At 46.7% G+C, this 12,392-nt stretch carries 10 protein-coding genes; 4 read left to right on the top strand and 6 right to left on the bottom strand.

Features of this window, described 5'->3' with window-relative positions; genetic code table 11:
* The first annotated feature begins 2 nt into the window (after positions 1-2).
* The 4 genes from B4G81_RS00060 (at position 3) to B4G81_RS00045 (ending at position 3,386) form a co-directional block, all read left to right on the top strand.
* Positions 3-875, top strand: coding sequence for a YicC/YloC family endoribonuclease (locus B4G81_RS00060; RefSeq protein ID WP_294078685.1), 873 nt, complete (start codon positions 3-5; stop codon positions 873-875).
* Between the two features lie 45 nt (positions 876-920).
* Positions 921-1,484 (top strand): guanylate kinase, encoded by a 564-nt coding sequence (gene gmk, locus B4G81_RS00055; RefSeq protein ID WP_294078683.1) that lies wholly within the window; start codon positions 921-923, stop codon positions 1,482-1,484.
* 26 nt (positions 1,485-1,510) lie between these two features.
* A complete protein-coding gene (locus tag B4G81_RS00050) occupies positions 1,511-2,431 on the top strand; it encodes an alpha/beta hydrolase (protein WP_294078680.1) in 921 nt (306 codons plus the stop codon).
* 61 nt (positions 2,432-2,492) lie between these two features.
* Positions 2,493-3,386: a transporter gene (locus tag B4G81_RS00045; protein ID WP_294078677.1), complete on the top strand. Its 894-nt coding sequence runs from the start codon at positions 2,493-2,495 to the stop codon at positions 3,384-3,386.
* 409 nt (positions 3,387-3,795) lie between these two features.
* On the opposite strand, the gene ccsA is transcribed toward B4G81_RS00045, so the two are convergent.
* The 6 genes from ccsA to B4G81_RS00015 all read right to left on the bottom strand — a co-directional run.
* A complete protein-coding gene (gene ccsA / locus B4G81_RS00040; protein ID WP_294078675.1) occupies positions 3,796-6,240 on the bottom strand; it encodes a cytochrome c biogenesis protein CcsA in 2,445 nt (814 codons plus the stop codon).
* Positions 6,225-7,145, bottom strand: coding sequence for a TIM barrel protein (locus B4G81_RS00035; RefSeq protein ID WP_294078673.1), 921 nt, complete (start codon positions 7,143-7,145; stop codon positions 6,225-6,227). Before B4G81_RS00035 ends, ccsA begins: the two co-directional genes overlap by 16 nt.
* An 11-nt stretch (positions 7,146-7,156) precedes the next feature.
* Positions 7,157-8,533 (bottom strand): Gfo/Idh/MocA family oxidoreductase, encoded by a 1,377-nt coding sequence (locus B4G81_RS00030; protein WP_294078670.1) that lies wholly within the window; start codon positions 8,531-8,533, stop codon positions 7,157-7,159.
* A gap of 73 nt (positions 8,534-8,606) precedes the next feature.
* Complete coding sequence (locus tag B4G81_RS00025) at positions 8,607-10,172, bottom strand: SUMF1/EgtB/PvdO family nonheme iron enzyme (RefSeq protein ID WP_294078667.1); 1,566 nt, start codon at positions 10,170-10,172, stop codon at positions 8,607-8,609.
* Positions 10,173-10,306: 134 nt separating this feature from the next.
* A complete protein-coding gene (locus tag B4G81_RS00020; protein ID WP_294078665.1) occupies positions 10,307-11,473 on the bottom strand; it encodes a Gfo/Idh/MocA family protein in 1,167 nt (388 codons plus the stop codon).
* A gap of 27 nt (positions 11,474-11,500) precedes the next feature.
* Positions 11,501-12,392: MFS transporter (locus B4G81_RS00015; protein ID WP_294078661.1), on the bottom strand; the 892-nt coding region annotated here is incomplete at its 5' end.

Genomic DNA, 12,392 nt, shown 5'->3' with positions numbered 1-12,392 from the left:
AGATGATATATTCAATGACGGGATACGGCAAAGCCGTTGCAGAACTTCCCAATAAAAAAATAACAATCGAAATAAAATCTTTAAACAGCAAACAATTCGACCTGTTTACCCGCCTCCCTTCTGCATACCGCGAAAGGGAGATTTTGTTACGAAATTCGCTTGCCCGCCGTCTGGTACGCGGCAAGATAGATCTCTCCATGAATGTGGAGGTGATTGCCAAAGATGTGACATCGAAGATCGACCATAACGTATTATGCCAATATCATCAGGAAATCGGAGATCTGGCCGCTGAATTGAATATCCCTGCTCCACAGGAGTGGTTTTCAGTGCTGCTACGGCTTCCGGATGTGATGAGACAGGAACAGGAAGAACTGAGTGACGAAGAGTGGAACATTATTCAAGAAGCAGTAAATCGCGCTGTAGACGATACCGTCGCTTTCCGCAGACAGGAAGGCGAAATGCTGGCACAGGTATTATCTACCAAGATTGCCAATATCCACTCCTTGTTAGTAGCTGTGGAACCTTTTGAGGAAGAGAGAATAGAAAAGGTGAAGACCCGTATCCGTGAAGGATTGAATACCCTGGAAGGGATCGATTACGATAAAAACCGCTTTGAGCAGGAGATAATCTATTATATTGAGAAGTTGGATGTGAATGAAGAAAAAAACCGTCTGGCTCATCATCTCGATTATTTTACCGCCACGCTAAAAGAAAATGAACCCCAAGGGAAAAAACTCGGCTTCATCGCACAGGAGATCGGCCGTGAAATCAATACCCTGGGATCAAAATCCAACCAATCGGGTATGCAACGGATCGTGGTACAAATGAAAGATGAACTCGAACAAATGAAAGAACAAATTTTAAATGTTTTATAACTACCGGTAAGGCTATGACTGACGCTACCGGAAAACGGAATGATAATGGCCAAACTGATTATATTTTCAGCGCCCTCAGGTGCGGGCAAATCCACATTAATAAGGTATTTACTATCACAGGAACTGAATATCCGCTTCTCTATCTCGGCTACCAGCCGTAAACCCCGGGGGGAAGAGAAAGACGGAATTGAATACTACTTCCTCACACCGGAAGAATTCCGCCGCCGTATTGCCAATAACGAGTTTCTGGAATATGAAGAGGTCTATAAAGACAAATTCTATGGCACATTAAAACGTGAAGTAGACCGTATTCTTGCCGAAGGGATAAACGTGGTCTTTGATGTGGACTGTATTGGAGGGTTAAACATAAAGAAAGTATATGGCAACCGCGCCCTGACTGTTTTCGTAATGCCCCCGTCGGTAGAGGCACTTCGCAAACGGCTCGAAAAGAGAGCCACAGACGCACCTGCGGTAATCGAAAACCGACTGGCAAAAGCGGAATACGAAATGAGCTTCGCCCCACAGTTCGACGTTATCATCCACAATGATGACTATGACCAGGCAAAAGCAGAAGTACTGAAGCTGGTCACGGATTTCATTGATAATTGACAATAGACAGTTCAATAAAAAATACTATGACTAAAAAAATACTGATTCCCATAACCCTGTTTTTTTTGTCTGTGACCCTCTTCGGTCAGACGGTACAGAAAGAAACGCACCTCTTTGTGGAAAAAGATGAGCAGGAACTGAAATTGGATATTTATAAAAGCGATTCGGTGTCGCTGCAACCACAACCCTGCTTGGTGTTTGTTTTTGGTGGCGGATTCAAGAACGGCACCCGGGATGCGGAACTCTACCATCGTTTCTTCAGCTACTTCGCTGAAAGAGGGTTCACCGTAGTTTCTATCGATTATCGTCTGGGAATGAAAGACCAGAAAGCACCCGGCATACTCAATACAAAACCGATACGGAACGCTATTAGCTTAGCAGTGGAAGATCTTTATTCAGCTACCAATTGGTTATTGCAAAATGCGGAGGAGTTACATATCGACCCAACGAAGATCATTATCAGCGGATCGAGTGCAGGCGCTATTACCGTATTACAGGCCGACTATGAGAGCAGAGATAACCGTCCTTCTGCAGACGTGTTACCGAGAGATTTCCGTTACGCAGGAGTTATCTCCTTCGCAGGTGCCATTTTCAGCACCGAGGGACTCCCTTCTTATGATCAACCACCTGCCCCCACCCTCTTCTTCCACGGCAGTGCAGACAAGTTGGTTCCCTACAACAAAACCCGATTCTTCAAACTGGGGATGTTCGGCTCAAAGCCGTTGGTGAAGAGATTCAGGGAAAATCAATACCCCTATCTGTTCTATAGTATGGAAGATATAGGTCACGACGTGTCGGAATATCCCATGCAGGAATTCCTCCCGGAAATCGAACGGTTCATCTCCGATTGGGTATTCAACGGAAAACAGTGGATGACCGATATCTACTTCAAGGATATGCTTCGGAAATCAGACACCTCCACCAATCCCGGGAACTATTACAATTGACCGCCAATCAGCCAGTTGATACGATTGATTGTGCGAGGAGAAAAGTAAAAATTAAAAATATATGCGTCAATACATAGAGAAATACCTGCTCCTCATCGCGATGGTTTTGGGTATTTCGTTTCACAGGCAATTATCGGTACTTTCTCCTGCCATCCCCTACCTGCTCGCGGCGATGCTCTTTATCACCTATTGCCGGGTAAGATGGAGTGACATTCGCCCTACCAAATTTCATTATATCCTGCTTTCCATCCAATATGGAGGGAGTGCATTGATTTATCTGGCACTCCGCCCATTCAACGAGACCCTCGCACAAGCGGCGATGGTCTGCATGCTGACGGCCACCGCTACTTCTGCTCCCGTGGTGACGGGAATATTGGGAGGTAGCATCGCAGTAACGGCTGCTTATGCCCTGATCAGTAACCTCTCCGTAGCGCTTCTCGCTCCGGTTTTCCTTTCCCTTATCGGGAAAAGTGCAGAGACTGTTTCCATGACCACATCCTTCTGGCATATCTTCCGTAGTGTCATGCCCATACTCATTCTGCCGTTTCTGTTAGCATTACTGTTGAGAAAAACAGCTCCGACAGTACACAGGAAAGTACAATCGGCACAAATCATCTCATTCTATCTTTGGGCGATTGCCCTGACCATCGTAATCGGCAATGTCACTAACTATGTACAACTGCAAGGGAACGGTCATTACCGGTTAGAAATCATCTTAGCTGCCGTTTCACTGGTAATCTGCCTGTTGCAGTTTTACTTCGGCAGAAAGATCGGAAGCCGTTTCGGACAAACCATTGCCGGGGGACAAAGCCTGGGACAGAAAAATACAATCCTCGCTATCTGGCTCACACAAACCTACCTGAATCCACTCGCCGCAGTAGGTCCCGGCATGTATGTAATCTGGCAGAACCTGGTAAACTCATGGCAGATTTGGCGGGAGAAACGGAGGAATTGATGTGATAATTTGGTGATGTGAATAATATGCCAATAAGACAAGACAGGTAAACAAAGTGATACGGTGGCCTTCCTCTCTAATAGCATGCGGTGGGGGAGCTGAATGCACGAAAGGATGCATGGTTGAAATTCACTTGAGAGAACAGGCTTTTACTTTGGCGGACTCGCTCTCTCAAAAAGGGTTCAATGAACAATCTGTCGTTTATTCGCGCCGGCTGAGGCGAAAAAATGAACAGCTCTTCCTCCAGATACAAACATTTGTGCAAAAAGATACAACTCTGGAATACAGGATTATCCATACCCTTGCACCGTCTGCGGATAGAGGCCGTGCGGAACGGGAATGTCAAAATAGAGAAAAATAGGTTTTTAATACTCATTGTCTCATCCATAGCACTTTTCCTCTTAACAGGTCAATCACTTAACCACTTGTCCACTTTCTCAAACCTTGCAAGGATTCCCAATACGGCAAGAAGTATAAAACCAATTCCGATATAAAAGAAAACGGAAGAGATACCTTCAGTCTGTCCATAGGAGTGCATACCGCTGAGGAAATAGTTCACACCCAGGAAAGTCATCAGTACCGATGCAAAAGCGAATACCGAGAGTAGGTTAAAAAGCCACGGATTACTCCATTTTTTCACTAAATGCAGATGTGTCACGATGGTATACACCACGATGGAAATCAGCGCCCACGTTTCTTTGGGATCCCATCCCCAATACCGTCCCCATGACTCGTTCGCCCAAATGGCTCCCAAGAACGTGCCAACGGTCATCAATACTAATCCCACCAGCAACGACATATTATTGATGATACTCAATTCTTTTATTCGATACACTAACTGTGAACTCCCTTTCCCTGAAGCCATGGAGAGATTGTTTTTGGAGACCTCGGGATTATTTCCCGCAAAAGCCATGATCGAAAGATTGGTGATTCCCAGTAAAAAACTGATACCAAAAAATCCATAAGCGCCCACAATCACAGCTACGTGAAACATCAACCAGGGTGATTTCAATACCGGCACGAGTGTATTGATCTGGGGATCCATCCAATTGAGGGTAGCCACAAAAAGGATAACTCCTCCGAAAAGGGAAGCAAGCGCACGTATAAGGGTATTTTTCCGCCCGAAGATCAATCCGGCCAATACTGTAGCCCACGATACATAGACCATGGTTTCATAGGAATTGCTCCAGGGTGCATAACCGGATATATACCATCGCATTCCCATCCCGGCTATATGGCAGAGGAACAACAACAAGATGCAAACGGTAAACACGATTGCCGTATAACGCTTCCATCGCTTTTCACGGAATGATTGTGTCAAAGCAACAACAAGCAACAACCCGCCACAGATAAAATAACCGACCTTCACCCGGTTAAACAGATCCAGCCGGTTATAACAGCACTCTGCCTGCAATTTTTTGGGATGGATCAAAGAAGCTTTATCATTATCCAACTGATATTTCTCAATCCGGCTCAAAGCTTTATCTGCATTGCTCCAATCTCCGCTACCCAATGCTTGTCTCACTTCGGTGAGATAGTAATCGAACAACTTTGTAATAAAAATAGAATCGGCTTCAGAAAAGAGGGAAAGATCATCACCGGGCGCATACCATGTATGAGTAGGATCACTTGGATCGGGATAAATTCCAGGCATGGTATGGTTAAACAACTGATAAAGAATATTTACCCGTTCATCAAGTTTAATCAGGTTTTTCTCTGAAGAAGTCCTCTTGTCTGCCGGACGATGGTAGATTTCCTGTAATTGTGACAGCAATCTGTAATTACCCTGCTCATCGAAAAAATAATAGTAAGGTACATACTCTTCGGGCAAATGATGTCGTGCTGCTATCTCCTTATCGGGCTGAGCAATAAAAGGCACCTGCATCCACATCCGGGGTATGGCAAGAAGAGCTAGCAGGAACTGGTCGGAAGTAAGATCTTCAAATGTCTGTTCTTTGTGTACTTTGCGAAGAATTTCAGAGGAAAAGGTATTCATGGGCATCACCCGCCCACGAAATTGCACGGGCAGTGCTCCAAACTTGGCCGCATGTTCCTGCGGTATCTTGTTTTGCTGTACAACTTGCGAATAACCCAACGTGGCGATCATCAGAAAGACAAACACCAACGTACCTTTTCTGGCTTCCTTTAATTGTTGTTGGAGTTTACGGAAGCGGGAATCGGGCATAAAAAACATCAGCATAAAACCTGCCAACAGCATAAGATATCCCATATAGGTAATAGTACGCCCGGCCACGTCCCTGTTTACCGAGAGGAGAGTGCCCATCTCATCATGGTCGTAGGATGCCTGAAAAAATCGATATCCTTTTACATCCAGCACATTATTCATAAACACTTTAGCCTCGTTCACCTCCCCATCGACATACACCAACAGATTGCTTTCATACGAAGAGGGGCTTTGTGAGCCGGGGTAGCGGATCAATCTGAACTCTTTGAGTTCCAGCATAAAAGGCAAAGTCTCCGTCTTGATACCTTTGGAAGTATGCATCACCATCCGATTTGTCTTTTCACCTTCACGGATATGCACCTGTCCCTCTTTACCGAAGAGGTGAGTGGTCATCGCACCCAGGAGGATAACTACCAGCGCGCAATGGATGATCACCATGGGCCACTTTTTTCTTTGGATAAAATGGCGGCGGAAAAGGATTAAAAGAAAATTCACCACCATCAGGAACTGCAGGAAAAGAAATAAGGGTGAATAATAGATGAGCATCTTGGCCGCCTGCGTACCCATCCATTTCTCGACAAAAGTAGCTGTTGCCAATCCAATAGCATAGATCAGCAACAGCACAATTGTAGCATTGTATGACGAGAGGAATTTCACGCTTCCTCCCACTGCTTACGCAGCAAATCGAGCGCTGCGGGCACCACTATGTTACGATCACCCTGCGCCCCGCATTCAAAACTGACATACTTGTCATAGCCCATCATCTTGAGCCCCTTGAAACCGTTTCTGTAGTTGTCTGCCTCTCCATCTTCGCCGGGCATGCTACGCCGCTTGCGGCTAGCTATATGCACGTGCTGCAGATGCTCCCCCGCGGATAGGAAAGCTCCCATATCACAGTTCTCTTCCCAAGTCATGTGCCAGAAGTCGCCCATACATTTCACACCGGAATTATTGATGTCACGGCAGATGGAAGCGGCATCGGCCACCTGGCGGAGATAGAATGCCTCCTTACGGTTCAATGGTTCAAAGATAACGGTCGTCCCGTGTTGATGGGCAAAAGTACCCATTTCATCGAACTGCTCACAGAGGAAATCACGCGTCTCCTGGGTATGAGGCATTACAGGAACCTGATTATTGAATGCAGGCACAATGATCACCCCCACCGATTGGAGTTCACCGGCACCAATGATCAATGCTTCCATCGTGTCGCGGCATTGCTTGCGGATCTCCGGGTCGGTAGAGAGGATAAAACCGTCAAAGCCGGCACAGATGGCACTCACTTTGATATCCCGTCCTTTCAGGGCATCTTTCATCTCCTGTAACCGCTCGAGCATCGGTTTGCCGTGAGGTTCAAACCCCACTACGCCGTGCTCTTCCATGAAATCGAACTTTTCATTCAGGGTATCTCCGGGAGGAATCCCTTCCTGAAAAGAGAGATTCAGTTTCGCCTTACTCTTGCGGCCGGAGTTATCATCCTTACTGTCTGCCTTGGCCGAAGAGGTACACCCACCTAAGACCATAGCAGCAGAGCCGACGAGAGTTGTTTGTATAAATCTTCTCCTGTCGAGTGTCATAATTGTAATTTTTATTTTCCACTTCCCGGTACAGGCACTGTAAATCCGGACATATCCATTTTACCGATATTCAGGTCGGCAGGAGTATAATCGAGCTGGGAAGCAGTCATGGCATCCCATGTTACTTCCTGTCCCGTATAGGCGGCTTCACGTCCCATGATACCTGCCATATTCGAAACGGCTGTTTCAGATGCCTGCTCTATGGGTTTATTGCTGCGGATACAATTGATCAGGTTCACATGCTCCAATGTATAGGGGTCGGTTTGTTGGAAATTAGCCTTTTCAGCCTCTCCATCAAATTGCCAGATCACGTTACCGGCAAGATCTTTGATTACATGACCACCATTGGTCGTCCATGAACCTTTTGTTCCCTGGATAAACTCACTCACATTGTTGGCACAACCGTCGATCTGGCGGCACATGCTGTGCATGTGAATACCGTTCTCCATAGTGAAGTCGATACTGAAATTATCATACTGGTCACCCGTAACACGACGCTGACGGGATCCGAATCCCACGGCACTTACAGGTTTCAATCCTGTAAACCAGGTAAACACGTCAATATTATGCACATGCTGTTCCACGATATGGTCGCCCGACAGCCATTTCCAGTTCACCCAGTCACGTACCATATATTCGAAATCATTCCATTGCGGTTGACGGTCGCGATACCACAGCATGCTTTGGTTCCAGTAGACGGTTCCTCCGGTAATTTCACCAATAGCACCATTCATGATCTGCTTATAGGATTCCACATAAGCACGCTGATGGTGACGTTGCGTACCGGTCACAACAGACAGTTTTTTGGCCTGTGCCTGTCTGGCGGCAGCTACAACGGTACGGTAACCGGCAGCATCCACGCAGATTGGTTTTTCCAGAAAGCTATGTTTATTTTTTTCTACGGCATATTTGAAATGTTCCGCACGGAAGAAAGGAGGCGTACAATCAATCAGTACATCGATATCACTATCAATCACCTGCTTATAGGCATCCAGCCCAATGAATCGCTTATCTGTCGGGATATCGATATTTTTTTCATTCTTCAACTTCCCCGCCAGTTCGTCTACCCTGTCCTGAAAAACATCACCCAAAGCGACGATAGTTACGCCATTGGCTGCATTCAGGAAGTTGAAGGCTGCACCCGAGCCACGTCCACCACAACCAACGACACCGGCTTTAATCTCTTTCCCGTCGGCAGCCAGATCAGGAAGTTCGGGAATATAATAATTACCGGCTTCTTTTAAGGGTGCAGTGCCATTTTTTTTCTCTGCTCCACCACCACAAGATGTTAGAAATCCTGCGGAACCGGTACCGATCACTCCCACGGCTCCTGCCACAGCAGAGGTTTTCAGAAATGATCTTCTGGTTAGATTGTTCTCTTTCTTCATTACTTTGATTTGTTTTAATTTATATATAGTTTATTTGTTCAAATCACTGAGCCACTTAAGCTTAACTTAACCATTAAGAACCGGGCTCACATACCACCCGGAATCCGATTCCTTTTATATCGGAATACCACCAGATACTTTTCGGCTGTTGGGGGTCCGTTTTCAACCACGCATCATGCCGGGTATGGCTACGGCTCGCACTGCGCACATCGGACGCATCAGACGAATAGAGTCCTCCACGTACCACCCAGTCGTCACCTTCGGTTACACGTGGGTTGTGGGTAACTCCCGACCGCTTGGCGTAAGCTTCCGGATCATATTTATCGGATGTATATTCCAACACATTTCCCAACATATTCTTTAATCCAAACGGATTGGACATCACTTCCGAGGGTGGTTGCGTACGACCGTCACTATTTTTAGTATAGATTACATACGGGACAATTCCTTCGGTCTTCGGCTTAAAGACATTCCGCATAAATCCCTGTTCTGAAAAATCTTTGGGGCTTCCGGGGAAGAAATAAGGTGTATCGGTGCCTCCACGCGCGGCATATTCCCATTCAGCCTCGGTGGGCAGGCGGTATTTCTTGCCTGTCTTCTCCGAGAGCCACTGGCAGAATATTTCGGCAGCATAATGGGTCATTGTAATGGCCGGGCGGTCACCCTGCCCCCACCCCTGGTCGGGATATCCAAACGGCGGTGTGGGACCCGATATGGCATCTACCCCCATTGCGTTCAAATTGTTTGAATACACCGTTTCAGGCGGGGTACGGCCCTCACTCATCGTCTCGGCATAGAATGCCCAGTACATATCCCATGTGGTCTCCACTTCAGCCATAAAGAAAGGATCCAACGAAACTTCATGTTGGGGCGATTCATCGGGGTTACGGAAAGGCTCTTTCTCAGGACTTCCCATCTTGAAAGTTCCTCCCGGAATGGCGATCATCCCGAACGAAACGGCCGTACCGGGCACCTGTTCCGTATAATTGGTGAAACCGACAACTTCCGCCGGCGCTTTGTAGAACAAACTTGTATCTACTGCCGCAGCACCTCCCTGTCCGGGAATACCCGCCATCTGTCCATGTGAGTAATTCGGATTATAATGGCCTGCATCCAGGTGGCAACTGATACATTGCAGATCGAGTTTCTCCGCATTCTCTTCATAATAAAGGTGCGCCGTGATAGCCTCATCGCTGACCCCCTGCGGAAAAAGGTTCTGGTGACATTTCACACACGATTCGTTGGGAATATATTTTACGGCATGTTCCAACTCCGATTTTCTTTCCCAGTCGATCTCTTCGGGATCCTTGGTAAGGTGTCCCCACACGTCGCGTACACCCAATGATAGTTTGGCGGTATAATGCGCCCATGTGTCGTCTTTGGGCGGAAGATGGCAATCCACACAGTTCACCATCACCCCGCTTGAATTGTTCACATGCACCGACAGCATCCAACTCTCTTCAGCATGGGGATGCACATGGCACATCATACATGATTCATTCGTGGAAAAATAGACCGATGTCTGATACAGGGCAGCCACAAAAACAATTCCAATGAATATACCGATGGTGAGGAAAAATCCTTTGCGCTGATGCAGTTTTTTTGCTGTTCTCCGTTCCCTTCTAACACGCTTCGACATTGTAGTTTATGATAAAAAGTTTCAAGCTATAGCTTTTATCTATATATTATCTCTAATAGCCTATAAAAGTACGAAATTTTATTCTACTAAAAAAAATGAGTCTGTAAAATGTGTTTTTTTGACAAAAATTACATTTAATCAATCCATTTAAACCATTTTGTATCATTCTTCTTGCCGGCCTCTACCATGGTCTCCACGAATTGCATTCCCCTCACCCCGTCATACACGGAAGGAAAATCGGTAATGAGTCCGTCGGGTGTTTCCCCGTTCCTTTTGGCCATCACGGTAAGGGCAAAATTCCTGTAGATATTGGCAAAGGCCTCTATAAAACCTTCCGGGTGCCCAGCAGGTACCCTTGTATTCCATTTGGCGAGATCGCTCAGGAATTCGTTATTCCCCATATACAATTCCTGTGCAGGCTTATCACTCCATCTCAGAATCAACCGGTTCGGATCCATCTGCCTCCATTCCAGTCCGCCTTTATCGCCATACACACGGATACGGATATTATTCGCCTCTCCCGTTGCGATCTGGGTGGCCATTAACACGCCGGTCACACCGTTTTCCAGGCGCAATAACGAAGCACCGTCATCATCCACGGGCCGCCCCTCCACATAAGTCTGAAGATCTGCGCACACTTCCGTGACTTTGAGTCCCGTCACATATTCCGCCAGGTGCCAGGCATGCGTGCCGATATCGCCCATGCATCCCGCTTTCCCCGTAGTCTTGGGATTAGTCCTCCATCCGGCATTGTTGCCACCCTGCAGTTCAATACGTTGCGACAGCCATCCCTGGGTATATTCCACGTACACCTTGCGAAGTTTACCCAGCTCACCGTTGGCAATCCGGGCTTTCGCCTCTTTCACGGCGGGATATCCCGAATAGACATGTGTGAGTGCCAGCACCAGGCCGGTTTCTTCCACTTTCCGCCGAAGTTCTTTCGCCTCATCAAGAGAGAAAGTGATCGGTTTGTCGAGTACCACATGAATCCCCCTCTCCAGCGCCATCATGGCCGGCTCAAAATGCCATTTGTTGGGAGTTACGATGGTCACAAAATCCATCCGTTCCTCTTCAGGCAACGCCATCTCGCGTGCAAACATTTCATGGTAGTTGTCATAAATCCGCTCATCGGAAACAAAATATTCCCTACCGGAACTTCTTGATATTTCAGGATCCACACTAAAACAACCGCAGACCAGTTCAATCCGGTTGTCCATGAAAGCCGCGCGACGGTGGATGGCCCCTATAAAGGCATCGCTCCCACCACCGACCATACCCATTTTAAGTTTTCTTTTTCGCATAATATCTGATATATGTATGAAGTTTGTTCAAATTGTTTCTTTTTTCAGGTTCTCCCGGAAAAGTAGCAGAAAGCCAATCAGTAAAACAACTGCCATGATAAAGGGAATCATCCATATCAATTCCCAATTGTAGAGTTCCTCCATCGTATAATGGTGCACTACATTTCCTGCAATCAATGTTCCGAAATATTTCCCTACGCCATAAGTAGCAAAGGCGATCAGTCCCTGGGCAGAATTCCGTAATGAAAGGGGCGCTTTTTCGTCTACAAACAACTGGCCTGCCACGAAGAAGAATGTAAAGCAAAATCCATGGAGTGGCAGCACGGCATAAATGAAACCGGTTTCGCCCGTCCGTGCTCCCAACGCAAAAAAACCGTACATCAGTACCCATGCCACAATAGCTGCGGTGATACTTCCCTTGTATTTCAACTTCAGGAAAAAGAACGGGAACGAAAACAGAAAGATCACTTCCGCGATCTGCCCCATGCTCATGGCAGCAGCGGCATTCTTAATTCCTATATCGGTAATGAAAAGATTGGTAAACGAATCATAGAATGCCAGCGGAATGCAAATTAACGCTGAAAAGACGAGTAAAACAAGAAATGAACGGTCTTTTGTCAGTTTAAACGCATCAAATCCGAGTATCCGACCGACAGTCATCTTTCCTTCCGTTTTCACAGGGGCACTATAAGGTAACACGAGGGCGTACAGGCCGGCCATCAGTGAAACTCCCGCACCGATGAGGAATGGCGTTGAATAAGCTTCAATACCCAGGGCGCTGATCAGGAAACCCGACCCGATCCATCCGAAGGAACCGAACAGGCGTATCCTTGAAAACTCCTTCGCCGGATTCTCCAGATTTGCCATGGAGATTGAAGTAGTTAATGACATGGTAGGCATAAAGCAGATGCTGTAGAAC

Origin of the sequence: Proteiniphilum sp. UBA5384, assembly GCF_002410825.1 — a bacterium.
GTDB lineage: Bacteria > Bacteroidota > Bacteroidia > Bacteroidales > Dysgonomonadaceae > Proteiniphilum.
Note: the sequence above shows the minus strand (reverse complement) of the source record. Positions and strands in the feature narration are given on the sequence as shown.